The sequence below is a fragment of the Nonomuraea indica genome (genome assembly GCF_002850745.1).
Lineage (GTDB): Bacteria > Actinomycetota > Actinomycetes > Streptosporangiales > Streptosporangiaceae > Nonomuraea > Nonomuraea indica.
Genome location: NZ_KZ559485.1, coordinates 52,593 through 68,342, shown reverse-complemented (window position 1 = coordinate 68,342; position 15,750 = coordinate 52,593). Strand labels below are relative to the sequence as shown.

Here is a 15,750-nt window from a genome sequence, read left to right as displayed (position 1 = left end):
GAAGGTCCTTTCGTCGTGCGGGCGGGATCAGGCGGACACCGGCTGGCGCTGCTGGAGGTGGATCGGCTCCTCCTCCAGGTTGATCGCCGTACGGGTCGGATCCCACCTGATCGCCAGGCAGGTGAGCAGGCCGGCCAGCGGCACCACGGACAGCACCATCAGGCTGTTGCCGACCCCGATGCCGGACTGCAGCTGCGGGAACAGGTACAGGCCGGCGACCGAGCCGAAGCTGCCGAGCATGCCGGTCACGCCGGTGCCCAGGGTGCGGATGTCGCTGCGGTAGGACAGCGCCGCGATCGACTTGCCGTTCGGGCCGGGTCCGGCGGAGTGGAAGAAGATGAACAGCACGGGCAGCAGCGCCGCCAGGGCGACGGGGAGCTGCTTGAACGTGGCCCCCATGACCAGCAGCGCGACGAACACCACGGCGTATCCGGCCATCGAGCTGACCCGCAGCCCGAGCCGGCGGCCGAAGTAGGCCGACAGGCAACCCCCGACGATGCCGACCGCGTTGAACGCCATGGCGCCCATGGTCGCCTTCTCGAACTCCTTGCCGAACAGCTCGAGGCTGATCACCGGCAGGTACCAGCCCACGGCGAAGTACTGCATGGCCTGGGTGAGGGAGATCGCCGTGGACAGCACGGTCCGGGGCAGGTAGGGACGGCGGAAGAGGACGCCCGCGTCGCGGAGCCCGACCTGGTGCCGGGCCTCGTCGGCCTGGCCGGTCGCCATCGGCCCTTCCTGGGCGGCGAAGCCGTACATGCGGCGCAGGTTGGCCACGGACTCGCGCAGCCTGCCCTTGGACGCCAGCCAGGTGGGGCTCTCCACCAGGAAGGCCAGTTGCAGCACGAACAGGAGCAGCGCGAAGACGGCCGAGGAGCTGACGGACCAGCGCCAGATGTCGGCGCCCACGTCGAACTTGTAGAACAGCAGCGTGAGGAGCAGGTTGGTGGTCGTCGCGGTGTACCAGACCCCCTGCCAGAAGTTGAGCCTGCCCTTGAGCGAGGCCGGGGTGTACTCGGCGAGCAGCGCCATGGCCACCGCGAAGTCGATGCCGTAGGCGATGCCGACCAGGGTCCGCCCGGCGAAGACCGTCTGGAAGTCCGAGCCCACGGCGGTGAGCAGGGCGCCCGCGGCGAAGATCACCTTGGTCATCAGCAGCGGCTTGACGCGGCCGATGCGTGCGGCGAGCCAGCCGCCGAACGGGTTGGAGACGATTGCGATCGCCGGAGCCATCGCGGTGAGCAGCCCGACCTGCGTGGGAGACAGGCCGAGCTGCTTGACCATGGGGGCCAGACCGGCTCCGAGCGCGGCGTTGGAGTAGGCGTCCAGGAACAGGCCCGCCAGGGCCAGGAACCAGATGCCGTTGGCCCGGCCGCTCAGGGTCTTGAGGGTGTCGATGAGGTCGGCCGCGTCTCCTGCGCTGCTGATGACCGTGGTTCTCGTGCTCGCCGGGTCGTGCATGCCCGCCGCCTTTCGGGTGGTCGAAACCCTGGCCAGCGGTCCGGGAACGACAAAGGCACAGACGAAGACCGCTGACAGGGTGTCTTCGTCTGTGCCTGTCGATTGGGGTGAGGCTAAGCGCGCCACATCCGGTATGTCAAGAGTCACACCTGGTCACGGCGCGGGGCCGTCGCCGCGCACGCGCCCGTCAACCCAGCTTCTTCAGCCGGACGGCCCGCTTGAGGAAGACGAGGCCGTCGGCCCTGTGGAGCTGCGCCGGGTCGAGCGGGAAGTAGGCGAAGTCCTGGGAGACGCGCGGGGTGGCCTGCTTGACGGCCTCGGCCAGGCGGCCGGCGTCGATGAGGGATTGGTCCCACGGCAGCGTGGAAAGGATGCCCTCGACGGTGTCCGGGGGCGGGGTGTCGTCGCCGACCGTGCCGAAGGCCGAGGCCAGGAAGGCGTACTGGTCACCCAGGTGCGTCGCGGCGATCGCCCCGGCGCTCCACCACTCCAACCGCTGGTCGCCGAACGGCATGAGGCTCTTGTTCCGCTGCAGGTGGAGGTTGGAGCCGAAGACCAGGGCAGGGCCGCGCTCGGCGACGGCACGCAGGTTGGCGGCCATCATCGCGTCCCGCAGGGCCGACAGCCGGGTCCACCGTGACGGGGAGTCGTCGGCCATCCAGTAGTGGTAGCGGAGCAGGCCGACGGCGGTGCGCCCGTACAGCGCCGCCCGCTCCCTGTCCTCCGCGCCCAGCCGCGGCAACTGCGTGTCGAGCAGCGCCACCAGGTCGTCGGCGATCAGCCGCAGGCGCAGGGCCTCGGCCGACCGGCCGATCGACTGGGACGGGTCCATGGCCGCGGCCTGGTTCGACCACCGCTCGTCCGGGCCCAGCAGCGTGTCGAGGGTCTCCCCGCTGCACGGAAGCGGGCCGTCGAGGAGGGCGTGCAGGCCGGTGAGCGCCTCGCGCGGGCTCGCCGCCCAGTACTCCACCGGGGCGTCGATCCCGAAGAACCGGAGCTTCTCGTCATGCTCCTCGTTGTACGCGCGCATCCAGCGGACGAGCTCGCGGTTGGCCGGTGACGTGCCGAAGTCGTGGCTGAAGCCGCGTTCCATGACGTCGTCGAGCGTGCCCTCGCCCGTCGCGATGTAGTCGTCCACCGCGAGCCCCATGAGGCAGTCGCTCTCGATGGCGAACGACCGGTAGCCCTCGTGGTCGACCAGGTGCCGGAAGATCTCGTTGCGGAGCTCGCCCAGCTCCGCGACGAAGTGCCTGGCCTCGCCCAGGCCGAGCAGCAGGGGTTGGGTGGGAAGCGACCGGAGGAACGCCGAGATGCCCGCGCCGTCGAGCGCCCGGGCCGTGTCCTTGATGTCCATGCCTCAACGGTATCGTTGAACTTTCGATGTAGACTTTGCGCCCGATATCTCCGCTTTGGCTGCCACGGACCCTCAATCGTTGATGCATGCATGAGGTCTGCCGGCCGGCGTGCTGCCCGCCCGTGGCCGTGGAACGCGGGGCGGGCTCCTGTACGGGCTTGTACGGACGTTCCGTACGCCCTCGATCGGCCCCTTCGGCCGTGCGACGGTCGTCTCCCACCCAGCGATCCAGAAGGAGCCCGAGATGACACACGCGTTCCGCCGTCGCGCGGCCGCCGCCGCCCTCGCCCTCGTCGCGGCGTTCTCCACCCAGGTCCTCGCGGAGGCCACCACGGCGGGCGCCTCGTCCGCGGGCGCGGCGCGGCTCGCCGAGGCCCCCGGAGAGCGGCGCAACATCATCCTCTGGAACATCCGCAGCCGCCGATGCGTCAACGGGCCGGGCACCGACGGAGGGAACGTCCTGCTCCTGCGCTGCAACTCCGGTTGGGGACACGACCGCTGGGACCTCGTCAAGGTCAAGGACGGCGCCGGCAACGACGTGCCGCACCAGTACGTCGTCGTCAACACCGCCACCAAGGCGTGCCTGGAGATCGGCGGCTGGTCCACGGCCGACGGAGCCACCGCCATGACGTACGGCTGTCACCAGGGCACCAACCAGAAATGGCACCTCGTGGCGCGCAACGACGGGTACTACGAGTTCTGGAACGTGGCGACCAAGAAGTGCCTGGACGCCCGGTTCGTCGAGGAGTGGACGGACATCTACCAGTGGCGTTGCCACCAGGGCGGCGAGCAGCTCTGGTGGATCGGCGTCTGAGGCCCGGGGGCGGCGGGCTCGGACGGCGCCGTACGAGCCCGCCCGACGGCAGGCAGGTCCGCGCGGAGCGGGATGCGGGGCGCCGCCCCGCGGCGTCAGGGCGCCTGGAACCACGCCCGCACCGTGTCGAGGACCTGGCCGGCGACCGCGTCGTCCGGCAGGTAGATGCGGATCCGGCCGCGCCCGCCGAGATGGCCGAACTCGCTGGACACCGCGCGCATCTGCCCGTCCTCCGTCACGACGATCGCGGAGTCGGCGGCGATGACGACGTGCCCGGTGTGCCGGGCGATGGCCAGCGGGTACCGCCCGGTGCCGATGTGACAGTTGGCCAGCAGGATCACGTCGTGCGGCTTCAGGCCGGGACTGTGCAGCAGCAGCGCCGCGATCGTCTTGGCGCCGGGCGTCCGGTCACCGATCGCGTTGCCGTCCTGTGAACCGTGCCCGTCCACGTAGAAGACGCCGTCGATGGGCTGGACGTTACGCGCCGACGTGACCAGCTCGCGGTCGTGCTCGTTGTCGAGGTCACGCAGCCACACACCCGCGTCGGTCCTCTCGACATGGTGCTCGAGATGGTGGCGCACCTCCGGAGTGAGCGGCGGTTTCATCCGGGGGACCCGGAGCGCGGTCGCGTCGGCGCTGCGCCCGTCGGGCACCTGCACCGCGAACAGGTGCCGCTCGCCGAAGGCCTCCTGGACGGCCAGCACCTTCAGCCGCGTCCCCAGGCCGAACAGCGCGTGGGAGGGCTTGCCCGACAGATCGCCCACGTCGGCGTACCGGCTCGCCCGGATGGTCAGCCGCACGCTGTCGGGCCGGTCCGCCAGGCGGGCGGGATCGTCCACCCCTTCGAGCATCCCGTGGAAGACGACCTCGCTGCCCGGCCGGACGTCGGGCGGCAGCCAGTCGGCGGGCACCCGCGCCGAGACATGACCCGACGACATGGGCTGGGCGGCGAGTTCCGCGTCCGCCCTGTCGAGGAACGCCTCGGCGGCCGGGACCAGCGCGGGGTCGGCGGCCCGTCCGACGGCCAGCTCGTTGACCTGATGGAGGTTGGTCTCCTCGAGAAGGTGCCGCAGGGGACTCACCTGGCCGCGCGGCGGCTGCCAGGGTGTCTCGCGGAAGTCGGGGACCAGCTGTCCGGGGTCCCGCAGCGGGCCCAGGTCCAGCGCCGCGTCCGGGCTGCTTCGGCCGATCAGGTCCAGGTGCTCCTCGAGGCGGGAGCTCAGGCCGTACCTCTCGAAATCGGCCCGCGCGGCCTCGAACCTGGCGCGCAGCGCGGAGCTGTCCGCCTCGTCGAGCAGGGCGGCCCCAGGTTTCAGGTGCTCCATCCGCGGATTGTCGCGGAGCATCCCCGGGGGCAGGTCGGGACGGGTGAGCCAGGCGTGCAGCGCGCGTCTGTCCAGCTCCTGCCGGACCGCCGCGGACAGGACGGGGGTGTCGTCGGTCCACTGCCACGGGGAGACGCGGCTTTCGTAGACCACGGTGGGCGCCGCCCGGTAGGTACCGGGGTGCCCGTCCCTCAGGCCGTGCAGCGCGTGAACCCGCGCCTCCAGCTCGTCGGCACTCTCGGCGGTCCTGAACTCGTGACGGATGGCCCGGCTGCCGTCGTTGAACGTGACCACCTCCTCCTTGGTCGGCAGGAGGCTGCTGTCACGGATGCCGGTGGCCAGCGAGGTACGCAGCTGGTCGCTGCCGTGGGCCTGGTAGACGGTGCCGTCCGGGGCCCGGTGAACGGCCGGGACGTGCAGCCCCAGCACGCGCCCGGTGAGCGCCGCGTCCAGTGCGACGGCCGCCGCCTCGCCGGTCAACGCCAGCGCCTGGGACCCGTCGCCGAAGGTGACGACGCGACCCAGGTCGGAGTCGCGCGAGGCCACGATGTCGCCGATGTTGTCCGCCAGACGCCGGACGGGGTCCATCAGCGTACGGCCCGCGCCGGGCGGGGCGGCGTCCGTGAGGCCGGCGACGAGCTCGGCGATGTGCTCGGCCCGGGCGTTGAGCTCGCGCACGGAGATCTCCGGCAGCAGCTCGGCCGGGTCCACCTTGAAGACGGAGTGGGTGCGGACCGCGTTCTCCTTGATCTCCCGGACGGCGGCGGTCATCCGCCGGTACGCGTCCATCATCCCGGCGTCCCGGAAATCGGCCCGCATGGACTGCAGGGCCTGCTCGACGCGCAGGGCGTCCGCGGGGGTGAGCGGGTTGGGCGCCCACACCTCCTGGCCCGCGCCCATGTCGCGGACGAAGAACCTGCTCATCAACGTCGCCACGGCGGGTGCGGGCATGAGGCGCGCATCACCGGACAGCGCGTTGGCGAACGCCGGCTCGTCGCGGATCAGGGCCCCCATCAGGCCGACGAGGACGCTGTCGCGGGTGGGTGCGTCCCTGGACAGGTTCCACGGCCCGCCGTTCCAGGTCATCTGGCCGGGGTCGCCGTACACCCAGTCGAGGAGCAACCGCTTCTCGCCCACCGGGTGGACGGCGGGCGTGTTCAGGCCGAGCTCCTGGCCGAGCCGCGCCATCAGCACCTTGGCGTCCCGGTCCTGCCTGGTCGGCAGGTCGGTGACCATGGCGTGCGAGCCGTCGGCCAGGGTGACCCGCGCGCTGTCGTCGCCGGCGGGTTCCCACGCGCCCATGATCTTCTTGCCGGCCACCTGGCTGAACTCGTACGGGGTCCGCGGTGGGTCGGCGGGGCGCGCATGACCCCAGTTGAGCTTGTCGTCCATCTGGTCGGCCCGCAGGACGGGAGGTTCCCGGCGCGCCGGGTGGGCCGCCGGCCCGTTCGCGTCCCCCTGCGTGGCGCGGGCCGCCATGGCCGGGACCGCCTGGGCGGGGCCGGGGCGGGGGTCGGCGGCGGCCGGGTGGGGGAGGGGACGGTCACCGGACGTCCGCACGGCATCCGCCGGCGTCCATCCCGGCTCCCGGCCGGTGTGAGCGGCCGTGCTGTGGTCGGCCAGCGTCGTGCGGGAGCCGTTGCCGCTGTCCGGGTGGGGCGGCGTCCCGCCGTCTCCGTCGTCCGGGCGTGGTGGCGTCCCGTCCCCGTCTCCGGCGTCCGGGCGTGGCGGCGTGCCGCCGTCCGGCGGGGGCGGCGCCCCGTCGGCTCCTCGTCCGCCGAAGTGGGGGTTCCAGGTGGCCCAGTGCGCGTCCGCGGCGCCGATGGCTCCAGAGGAGACCCCCTTCAGCAGCCGCTCCAGATCGAACGGCTGGTCGTCGAACGCCTGCATGGTCGCGTCGGTCAGCCCGCCGGCGGCCCCGGAGGCGCCCATGAAGCCCAGCAGCGTCCGCGGCGGCGCCAACAACGTCGTGCCCGTCAGGAACACGCCGTTGAGCGCTCCGGCGCCCAGCGAGGCGAGAGCCTGGTTCCAGTCGATCCGGTCGCGCCGCTCCTGCTGGGACTGGACGGTCAGGTCCATCGCGAACATGAGGCCGCCGAACAGGCCGATGTTGAACATCAGCCGCCTGGCCAGTGCCTCGACGGCCTTCCGGGTGAGGAGAGCCCGCCATCCCGCGGTCGTCACTCCGAGTCCGGCCGTCGCGGGGTTCGCGAGCACCGGCAGCAGGGCCACCAGCTGGACGATCAGCAACCCGATCATCAGCTTGATCATCCACTTGGTGTACTGGACCTGCACACCCAGGTCGTTCAGCGCGATCGCCATGGTCACCAGCCTGGTGATCACCTCTGCCCGGCGGCCGCCGACGGCGCGTGAGGCGTGCTTGGCGAACGCCCTGAGCGCCTCCCCGTCCCACGTGTCACGGTCCGGGATCCAGACGGCGCTGCCCTCGGCGATGCGATACGCCGCCTGCACGAGCGCGTCGGCCAGGGCGAACAGCCTGGACTCGTCGGCCTGCGGCCAGTCCATGCCGACCGCCCAGCCGATCCAGGGCCGCATCCAGGCGGGAATGTCCCCGTCGAGCAACACCGCCTGTCAGGCTCCCGCGCCCTCTGCCGCGTCGTACGTCGCCGCGGTGACGTGCAGATTCCCGCCGACGCCCTCAAGTTCGTCGATGTAGGCGTGGAAGGCGGTGATCACCTGGTCGCGCAGGACCGGGTACCTCTTCTCCATCTCGGCGCCGTACTGGTCGTCGCCCATCGGGCGGCCGGCCCTCGCGAACGCCTCCTGCACGTCACGCAGCACCGTACGCACATGCTCCGCCTCACCGGCCGAGGCGCGTCCGTGCTGCCGTATCCCCTCCGTGCGCGCGGTGTATCCGGGCCCCGTCACGCCTTCCCCCTCTCAGGCATCACAGAAGCATCGCACACCTCAAACCGACATACGCCGCAAAGGCCCCTCAATCCAGCTTTCTCGCCGCCGCTCGCCTCAACTCGTCGAGAATCTCGAACTCCTCGGCCGTCAGATCGGCCGCCACGCTGAGGCTGCCCTCGGAGGTGTGGAAGGTGATGGGCTCCGGCCGGTCGTCCTCGTCCGGCAGGAGCTCGAAAAGCGGGGGCCGCTGCTCATCGGCGCTCATGTCTCGAACCTACAAGGCTCCAGGCCCCGCCGCACCTCGCCCACGTCCGCCACCGGCCAGGCCCGGGCACTCCGACGTCGCACGGCACGCCCGGATAACCGCTTGCCCGCCGGACCGCCGCTCAGCAGAATGCGGCGGATGAGCGACATCCCCGAACGGTGGAGCAAGGCCGGCATCCACCCCGACATGTGGGCGGACCCCGGCGAGGACCCCCGCACCAACGACGAAGCCGGCCCGGACGGCGAGCTGGCGACGCTGCAGGAATACCTGAAGAGCTACCGGCTCACGCTGCGGATGAAGTGCGAGGGGCTGGATCCGGAGCAACTGGCGCGCCGGTCGGTGCCGCCGTCGACCATGTCCTTGCTGGGCCTCGTCCGCCATCTCGCCGAGGTGGAGCGTGACTGGCGCAACTGGATCGTGCCGGACGACCCGGCGCCCAGGCTGTACGGGGAGAAGGACGGCGACTTCGACGGAGCCCTCCCGGAGCGGGAGCTGGTCGAGAGCGCCTTCGCCGACCTCGCCCGCGAACAGGCGGCGACCGACGCCGCGCTGGCCGCGTATCCGGACCTGGGTGTGCGCATCGAACACGACAACACCTCCGTCAGGGAGCTGTGGGTTCACCGGATCGAGGAGTACGCCCGCCACTGCGGACACGCCGACCTGCTGCGCGAATGCGTCGACGGCCGGGTGGGGCAATAACGAGGGGACCGTCGCCGGGTGCCCCGCCTCCGAGACCATGAGCGACCCGCTGGCCAGGAGGCGGAGCCCGCCATGACCTGGGCCGATGGGTCGCCGGGAATTCACTGGATACCCGGGGTGGACGCTGTATCGTGCGTCTCGGGCGATCCCTTTTCGGGGATCGTGTGCGCGTACGCATATGTGGCTCGAACCGTATTTGCCCGGAAATAACGCCATCGATTGAGCGACGGCCTGTAGCGACGACCTTGGGGAGCTTCGTGGCGAATCTTGTGGAGTCGGTCGAGTCGATGGAGCAGCTCGCGCTGGTCTGGCGTGCCTTCGTGCTGGACCGGGACTCCGAGGCGGATGTGAGAGACCTCCCCGGCATCGCCGTCCGCTGGGCCGACAGCCCGTTCGCGTTCTGGAACTGCGTCACGTTGACGGAGGTCGGCGTGGACACGAGGCTCATGGAGCGGCGTCTGCGGGAGGCGACGGACGTCATGCGCGCCAAGAAGCATCCCGGGTTCCTGTGGATCTTCGAGGACCTCCTCGACAGCGACGCGCGCGCGTCGCTGGAGGCGGCGGCGGAGCAGGCGGGCCTCGCGTACGCCTTCGCCGGCACCGGCATGGCGGGAGACCTCCTTCCCGTCCCCGAGCCGGCCCACCCCGACCTGACCTTCGTGCGGGTGACCACCGACGAGCACGTGCGGGCCTATGCGGATCTGAACTCACGCGCCTACGGGTTCCCCCTGCAGAACGGCCGCGACGGGCTCGAAGGCTCCACGCTGTGGACCAACCAGGCGTACGCCTACCTGGGCGTGCGGGACGGCGTTCCGGTGACGTGCGCCGCGACCGTGGAAGCGGAAGGCCGGCTCTTCGTCGCGCTCGTCGCCACCGACCCGACGTGGCAGCGCAGAGGCTACGGCGAGGCGGTGACGCGGAAGGCGCTGTACGAGGGCGCGCGGGCCACCGGACTGACCCGCGCCACCCTGCACGCGACCGTCGCCGGAGCGCAGGTGTATCCGCGCATCGGCTTCACGCCGAACTCACCGATGCACTTCTTCGGCCTGAAAGGTTGACCCCACCGGCGCCGTCACCTGCTTTTTCTGGCCCGTCCGTCACCTGCTTTTTCTCGCCCGTCCTTTCCGTGGCGCTTTGTGTCGCTTGGCGACGCCGGCGGCAGGTGGCCGGCCGGGGTGGCGCGCCCCCGCCCGTCCATGCCATGCTCACTGTTATAGAACTCTCTTCAGAGTTATAGAACGAGGTGAGCGTGGCATGCGCGAGATGTCCGTCCCGGCGACCGGGACGATGGACGAGCCCCGGGCGCGGGGCAGGTTCGGCGCGTACGGCGGGCGGTACGCGCCCGAGTCCCTGGTGGAGGCGTGCCGGGAGGTGGACGAGGCGTTCCGGGAGGCACGGGCCGATCCGGGCTTCCGCGGCGCCCTGGCCGAACTGCTCGCCCTGCACGCCGGGAGGCCGACGCCGCTCACACCGGCCCGGCGGCTGTCGCAGGAGCTGGGCGTGCGGCTGTACCTGAAGCGTGAGGACCTCACCCACACGGGTTCACACAAGATCAACAATGTGCTGGGCCAGGCCCTGCTCGCCGCGCGGATGGGACGGCGCAGGCTGATCGCCGAAACGGGGGCGGGCCAGCACGGGGTGGCCACCGCGACCGCGGCCGCGCTGCTCGGGCTCGAGGCCACGGTCTTCATGGGCGAGCGCGACATCGAGCGGCAGGCGCTGAACGTCTTCCGCATGCGGATGCTGGGCGCCGAGGTGGTCCCGGTCACCACGGGCAGCCGCACGCTCAAGGACGCGACCAGCGAGGCCATGCGGCACTGGGTGGGCGCCACCGGCGACTCCCACTACTGCGTCGGCTCGGTCATCGGGCCGGATCCGTACCCGTGGATGGTCAGGGAGTTCCAGCGGGTCATCGGCGACGAGGCCCGCGGGCAGTGCGCCGCCGAGCTGGCGACCGGCGTGCCGGACCACGTGGTCGCCTGCGTCGGCGGCGGCTCCAACGCGGCCGGCACGTTCGCCGGCTTCGCCGACACCTCGGCGCGCCTGGTCGGGGTCGAGGCGGAGGGCGGGGCCGGGGCGGCCCGGGGCCGGCCCGGTGTCCTGCACGGCTGCCGCTCGCTCTTCCTGCAGGACGGCGACGGGCAGATCGTCGAGGCGCACTCCATCGCCGCCGGGCTCGACTACCCGGGGGTCGGTCCGGAGCACGCCCACCTGCGCGAGCTGGGCCGGGCCCGGTACGTCACGGTGACCGACGAGGAGGCCGTCACCGCGGCGGTGCGGCTGGCGCGCGCCGAGGGCATCGTCCCGGCGCTCGAATCGGCGCACGCCCTCGCCTGGGTGATCCGCGCGGCGGGCGCCGGCGAACTCCCGGCCGGATCGACGGTGCTGATGACGCTGTCCGGCCGGGGCGACAAGGACATCTCCACCCTGAAGGAGCTGGTGTGACGAACATCCTCGCCCCGGGCACGGTCGAACGCCACCTGCGTGCCCGCCGGGACACCGGTCGAGGTCTGCTCATGCCGTACGTCACCGGGGGAGTCACGCCCGGCTGGACGCGGTACCTGCACGCGTTCGCCGAAGCCGGCGCGGACGCGATCGAGGTCGGCCTGCCGTTCTCCGATCCCACGCTCGACGGCGTCACCATCCAGCAGGCGAGCGAGACCGCGCTGGCCAGGGGGGCGAGCACCCGCCGGATCCTCGCCGACCTGGCCGAGGCGGGGGAGCCGCGCGTGCCCCTGGTCGCCAGCACCTACTACAACCTGGTGCTGCACGACGGGCCCGCGGCGTTCTGCGCCGCGCTGCGCCGGGCCGGCGTCAGCGGCCTGATCGTGCCCGACCTGCCGGTGCACGAGGCGGACGAGCTGACGGACGTGGCCGCCGCGGCCGGGGTCGACCTGGCCCTGCTGGCGGCACCGTCGACGCCGCAGCCGAGGCTGGAGGAGATCTCGCGCCGTAGCCGCGGATTCGTCTACGCGGTGTCGCTGATGGGCACCACCGGCGAGCGGGCCGCCCTCCCCGCCTCCGCTGCCGACCTCGCCGCGCGGCTCAGAAGCAGCACCGACCTGCCGGTCTTGCTAGGATTTGGCATTTCCACGCCTGACCAGGTGCGGGAGGCCCGCCGGCACTGCGACGGCGTGGTGGTCGGCGCCGCGGTCATGCGGCGGGTGCTCGACGGGGCGGGGCCGGACGACCTGCGGGCCTTCCTCGCGACCCTGCGACGGGCCCTCGACCAGGAGTGACGCATCACGATGACCGACGCCGGGCACGAGGCGAGATACCGCGCCATCGCCGCCGACCTCGCCGCGAAGATCCGGTCCGGACACTACGCCCCCGGCGAGGCCCTGCCCCCGCAACGGGAGCTGAGCGCCTCCTACGGGGTGACCCTCATGACGCTGCGCCAGGCGTTGCGGGAGCTCAGTGACGAGAAGCTGATCGTGCAGCGGCCCGGCAAGGGCACGTTCGTGGCCCCGCCCCACCTGGCGTACGAGCTCGGCTCGCTCCGCAGCCTGGCCGACGACCTGCGGGACCAGGGTCACGACGTGCGCACCGTGGTGGCCGGGCGGGCGATACGCCGGGCCCCCGCCGGGATCGCGGCGGAGCTGCGGCTGCGTCCCGGCGACACCGCCCTGCGGCTGGAGCGGGTCCGTGAGTTCGCCGGCCGTCCCGCCGTGCACCAGGTGTCCTGGGTCCGCCGGCCGGTGGCCGACCAGATCCGCGACCGCGACTTCACCGCCGTCTCCCTCTACACGGCGCTCGCCGAAGCGGGAGTGGCGGTCGCCCGCGCGTCGGAGGTGGTCCGGCCCGGCCTGCTCGACCCCGCCGCCGCGCGCCGCCTGCACGAGCCGGAGGGCAGCGCCGTGCTCGTCAGCACCCGGATCACCTACACGCCCGACGCCGTCCCCGTCGTCTCCGACCATGCCACCATCCTGGGCACCATGATGGAGATCCGCACCGAACGCGCCGCGACCGGCCTGTCCCTCGCCTGGCGCGCCACCAGCTGAGCAGTTCGACATGGTGATGCGGGACCACCGGCACGAGGTCGTCAGCCCGGATCCGGCTGGGGACGCAGCTGGAGTTCGGGGGACCCCGCGCGGTCGAGCTCCAGGATCACCACCTCGTTGGCGCCCGCCCGCAGCAGCGGCCACGGAACGTACAGCGTCCGCTGCGGACCCCTGTCCCAGTAGCGGCCGAGCAGGAAGCCGTTGACCCACACGTACCCCTTGCCCCACCCGGGCAGGGCGAGGAAGCCGTCGGCGGGCCCGGTCACGTCGAGCGTGCCGCGGAAGAAGGCGGGCACCCGCGCACCCACTCCCGCCTCGTACGGAAGGGCGGGCAGCTCCTGCAGCGGGATCGGCCTCGCCGTCACGCCGTGCAGGTACTGCCGGTCGTGCAGGGGAGGCTCCAGGAGCCCCTTCCGCTCACCGAGGGCGGGGCCGTAGTTCGTCCTGCCCATCGACTCCACCAGCAGCTCCAGCGTCGCCGGACCGGGCACCTCCAGCAGCGGCTCCTCGCCGTCGCGCTCCAGCACCGCGGCGAGCTCGCCGTCCACGTACAGGTGGGCGCGGTCATGCACGCCGCCCACCCGAAGCCGGTACGGCCTTCGCGGGCCCGGCACCTCCACCTGGTACAGGACCAGACCGTGGACCAGGCCGAGGTCCTCGAACGACGGCGGCAGGGCGGAGGTCACCGCGGGTCCGGCCACGTCGTCGAGGACGTCGAACAGCGGCACGGACTCCTCCAGCGGCAGCACCGAGGGCGGGAGCGCCGGAGGCGGTTCGGGAACCTCCGGTGGCGACGGGTTGTATCGGGACAGGATCTCGCGGAAGCGCCAGAACTTCTCCGTCGGGGCGCCGCGCTCGTCGATCGGGGCGCCGTAGTCGTACGAGGTGACCGTGGCCCGGTACTCCCCGCGGGCCAGTTCCCCTTCCCGGTTGGCGCCGGCGCCGGTGCCGAAGCTGGTGCCGCCGTGCGCCATGTAGAGGTTCACCGAAGCGCCCGCGGCCAGGATCCGCTCCAGGCAGTCGGCCGCGTCGGCGGCGTCGCGGGTGACGTGCTCGTGCCCCCAGTGGTCGAACCAGCCGCACCAGAACTCCATGCACATCAGCGGGTCCCCGGGCCGATGCTCGCGCAACGCGGCGAAGGCGGCCTCGGGATCGCTGCCGAAGTTCACGGTCGCCAGCACGCCGGGAACGGTACCGCCGGTCAGGTAGAAGTCGTCGGCGCCGTCGGAGGTGAACAGGGGGACGTCGATGCCGCGCGCCACCAGGTCGTCGGCCAGCCGGCGCAGGTAGACGGCGTCGCTGCCGTAGGAGCCGTACTCGTTCTCGACCTGCACCATGATGACGTTGCCGCCCCTGGTGACCTGCCGCTCGACAACCAGAGGGATGACCTCGTCGAAGAAACGCTCGACGTGGGACAGGTAGGCCGCGTCCCGGGTCCGCACCCGGAGGCCGAGCTCGGCGGTCAGCCACGAGGGCAGGCCGCCGTTGTCCCACTCCGCGCAGATGTACGGCCCCGGCCTGACGATGGCGAGCAGGTCCTCCTCCGCCGCGGCGTCGAGAAAGGCGGCCAGCTCGTCCAGTCCGCGGAACTCTCCCACGCGGGGTTCGTGGAGGTTCCACGGCACGTAGGTCTCCACCGTGTTGAGCCCCATCGCCCTCAGCATCCTCAGCCGGTGCTGCCATTGCCCGGGCATGACGCGGAAGTAGTGCAGGGCCCCCGACAGCACCCTGAACTCCTCGCCGTCGAGACGGAAAGCGCCGCCGTCCACCGTCAGACGTCGCACCCGGCCCTGCCCGGCGTCACCCACCGCTACCTGCCCCGACCGGTTCCGGGGCGGCCCACGCGGACCGTACCGGCGCGGAACGTGTCCTGGGTGGGAACGGCCATGAGGCCGCTCGCCACCGGCGCGGCCGCGAGCGCGGCCAGGCGTCGATGAAGGCGCATGTTTCCTCTCTTGGGGGAGTCCAGGGTCGCGGGCGTCAGGCGGAGATCGACAAGGTGTCCGGCTCGACCGGATGCTCGAACGGCAGCCCCCGCGCGTAACGGGACAGTTCGTCGAGCGCGAGATCCGCCATGCGGGTCAGCTCGCCGCCCAGGGAGCCGGCGATGTGCGGGGTGACGAGGACGTTCGGCAGGTCGTACAGCGGCGATCCGGGAGGGAGGAACTCGGGCTCGGTGTGGTCGAGCACCGCGTACAGCCGTCCGGAGGCCAGCTCGGCGGTGAGCGCGGCCTGGTCGACCAGGGCCGCCCGCGCGGTGTTGATGAGCGTCGCGCCGTCGCGCATGGCCGCCAGCCGTCCGGCGTGCATCAGGTGGCGGGTCTCCGGCAGGTCGGGCGCGTGCAGGCTGACCACGTCGGAGACGGCCACGAGCTCGTCGAGGCCGACCCGGCGCGCGCCGAGGTCCTCCTCCAGGTACGGATCGCTGACCAGCACCTCGAAGGCGAACGGCTGCAGCAGCTCGATCACCCGCCGCCCGATCCTGGACGCGCCGACCACCCCGATCGTGCGCCGGTAGTTGCCGAAGCCCGGGAAGCGGGCCTCCCAGTCGTCGCTGGTTCTTGCCGCCCGGTAGGCACGGGCGATGTCGATCACCCGCTTGTTGGCGAACAGGATCGCCGCGAGCGTGAACTCGGCGACCGGCTCGGCGTTGGCCGCCGCCGCCGAGGACACCGCGATGCCGCGCCGCCAGCAGGCGTCGGTGACGTGGTGCTTGACCGAGCCGGCCGCGTGCACGATGGCGCGCAGACCGGGCGCCCGGTCCAGCACCTCGGCGGTGACGGGCGGGCAGCCCCAGGAGGTGAACAGGACCTCCGTGCGCGACAGGTCCGCGCGGGCGAAGTCGTCGACGATCTGGTGGACGTCGGCGATCCGGGCCAGCCGGCCGCGCACCGCCCCCCGGACGATCCGCTCGGCGACCTGGGCGCTCATGGCGACGACGGTCGCGGGCCTTGTCATGG

General features: G+C 72.1%; 13 protein-coding genes. 6 read left to right on the top strand and 7 right to left on the bottom strand.

The features are described from left to right. Positions 1-27: 27 nt before the first annotated feature. Both CXR44_RS33605 and CXR44_RS33600 read right to left on the bottom strand, forming a co-directional pair. Positions 28-1,461: an MFS transporter gene (locus tag CXR44_RS33605; protein WP_101790178.1), complete on the bottom strand. Its 1,434-nt coding sequence runs from the start codon at positions 1,459-1,461 to the stop codon at positions 28-30. Between the two features lie 187 nt (positions 1,462-1,648). Continuing rightward, positions 1,649-2,815, bottom strand: coding sequence for an erythromycin esterase family protein (locus CXR44_RS33600; RefSeq protein ID WP_101790177.1), 1,167 nt, complete (start codon positions 2,813-2,815; stop codon positions 1,649-1,651). A gap of 244 nt (positions 2,816-3,059) precedes the next feature. Here CXR44_RS33600 and CXR44_RS33595 point away from each other — a divergent pair, with 244 nt between their 5' ends. Continuing rightward, positions 3,060-3,629 (top strand): RICIN domain-containing protein, encoded by a 570-nt coding sequence (locus CXR44_RS33595; RefSeq protein WP_101790176.1) that lies wholly within the window; start codon positions 3,060-3,062, stop codon positions 3,627-3,629. Positions 3,630-3,724: 95 nt separating this feature from the next. Here CXR44_RS33595 and CXR44_RS33590 read toward each other — a convergent pair whose 3' ends face one another. From CXR44_RS33590 to CXR44_RS33580, 3 genes are all read right to left on the bottom strand, one after another. Continuing rightward, on the bottom strand, positions 3,725-7,540 hold the full coding sequence (locus tag CXR44_RS33590; RefSeq protein WP_101790175.1) for a WXG100-like domain-containing protein: 3,816 nt from the start codon (positions 7,538-7,540) through the stop codon (positions 3,725-3,727). Positions 7,541-7,546: 6 nt separating this feature from the next. Then, positions 7,547-7,843, bottom strand: a complete 297-nt coding sequence (locus CXR44_RS33585) for a hypothetical protein (RefSeq protein WP_101790174.1) — start codon at positions 7,841-7,843, stop codon at positions 7,547-7,549. A 67-nt stretch (positions 7,844-7,910) separates the two neighbouring features. Further along, positions 7,911-8,090 carry a hypothetical protein gene (locus CXR44_RS33580; RefSeq protein ID WP_101790173.1) on the bottom strand — a complete coding sequence of 60 codons (180 nt, stop codon included), beginning with the start codon at positions 8,088-8,090 and terminating at the stop codon, positions 7,911-7,913. 138 nt (positions 8,091-8,228) lie between these two features. Here CXR44_RS33580 and CXR44_RS33575 point away from each other — a divergent pair, with 138 nt between their 5' ends. The 5 genes from CXR44_RS33575 to CXR44_RS33555 all read left to right on the top strand — a co-directional run bounded on the left by CXR44_RS33575 (position 8,229) and on the right by CXR44_RS33555 (position 12,790). After that, complete coding sequence (locus CXR44_RS33575) at positions 8,229-8,789, top strand: DinB family protein (protein WP_101790206.1); 561 nt, start codon at positions 8,229-8,231, stop codon at positions 8,787-8,789. A 257-nt stretch (positions 8,790-9,046) separates the two neighbouring features. Continuing rightward, positions 9,047-9,847, top strand: coding sequence for a GNAT family N-acetyltransferase (locus CXR44_RS33570; protein ID WP_180903834.1), 801 nt, complete (start codon positions 9,047-9,049; stop codon positions 9,845-9,847). Positions 9,848-10,052: 205 nt separating this feature from the next. Continuing rightward, positions 10,053-11,234, top strand: coding sequence for a tryptophan synthase subunit beta (gene trpB / locus CXR44_RS33565; RefSeq protein ID WP_219602169.1), 1,182 nt, complete (start codon positions 10,053-10,055; stop codon positions 11,232-11,234). Beyond that, positions 11,231-12,028 carry a tryptophan synthase subunit alpha gene (gene trpA / locus CXR44_RS33560; RefSeq protein WP_101790171.1) on the top strand — a complete coding sequence of 266 codons (798 nt, stop codon included), beginning with the start codon at positions 11,231-11,233 and terminating at the stop codon, positions 12,026-12,028. The genes trpB and trpA overlap by 4 nt, the downstream gene beginning before the upstream one ends. Before the next feature lie 9 nt (positions 12,029-12,037). Further along, positions 12,038-12,790: a GntR family transcriptional regulator gene (locus tag CXR44_RS33555; RefSeq protein WP_101790170.1), complete on the top strand. Its 753-nt coding sequence runs from the start codon at positions 12,038-12,040 to the stop codon at positions 12,788-12,790. A 41-nt stretch (positions 12,791-12,831) separates the two neighbouring features. Here the strand turns inward: CXR44_RS33555 and CXR44_RS33550 are convergent, their stop codons facing one another. Both CXR44_RS33550 and CXR44_RS33545 read right to left on the bottom strand, forming a co-directional pair. Next, on the bottom strand, positions 12,832-14,574 hold the full coding sequence (locus CXR44_RS33550) for a glycoside hydrolase family 35 protein (RefSeq protein ID WP_101790204.1): 1,743 nt from the start codon (positions 14,572-14,574) through the stop codon (positions 12,832-12,834). Between the two features lie 196 nt (positions 14,575-14,770). Then, a complete protein-coding gene (locus CXR44_RS33545) occupies positions 14,771-15,748 on the bottom strand; it encodes a hydroxyacid dehydrogenase (RefSeq protein ID WP_101790203.1) in 978 nt (325 codons plus the stop codon). Between the last annotated feature and the right edge of the window lie 2 nt (positions 15,749-15,750).

Excerpts from the sequence above, each read along its gene's own strand:
- CXR44_RS33575 (WP_101790206.1), top strand. The coding sequence starts at position 8,229 with ATGAGCGACATCCCCGAACGGTGGAGCAAGGCCGGCATCCACCCCGAC.
- CXR44_RS33555 (WP_101790170.1), top strand. The coding sequence starts at position 12,038 with ATGACCGACGCCGGGCACGAGGCGAGATACCGCGCCATCGCCGCCGAC.
- CXR44_RS33600 (WP_101790177.1), bottom strand. The coding sequence starts at position 2,815 with ATGGACATCAAGGACACGGCCCGGGCGCTCGACGGCGCGGGCATCTCG.
- CXR44_RS33605 (WP_101790178.1), bottom strand. The coding sequence starts at position 1,461 with ATGCACGACCCGGCGAGCACGAGAACCACGGTCATCAGCAGCGCAGGA.
- CXR44_RS33580 (WP_101790173.1), bottom strand. The coding sequence starts at position 8,090 with ATGAGCGCCGATGAGCAGCGGCCCCCGCTTTTCGAGCTCCTGCCGGAC.
- CXR44_RS33595 (WP_101790176.1), top strand. The coding sequence starts at position 3,060 with ATGACACACGCGTTCCGCCGTCGCGCGGCCGCCGCCGCCCTCGCCCTC.
- trpB (WP_219602169.1), top strand. The coding sequence starts at position 10,053 with ATGTCCGTCCCGGCGACCGGGACGATGGACGAGCCCCGGGCGCGGGGC.
- CXR44_RS33545 (WP_101790203.1), bottom strand. The coding sequence starts at position 15,748 with ATGACAAGGCCCGCGACCGTCGTCGCCATGAGCGCCCAGGTCGCCGAG.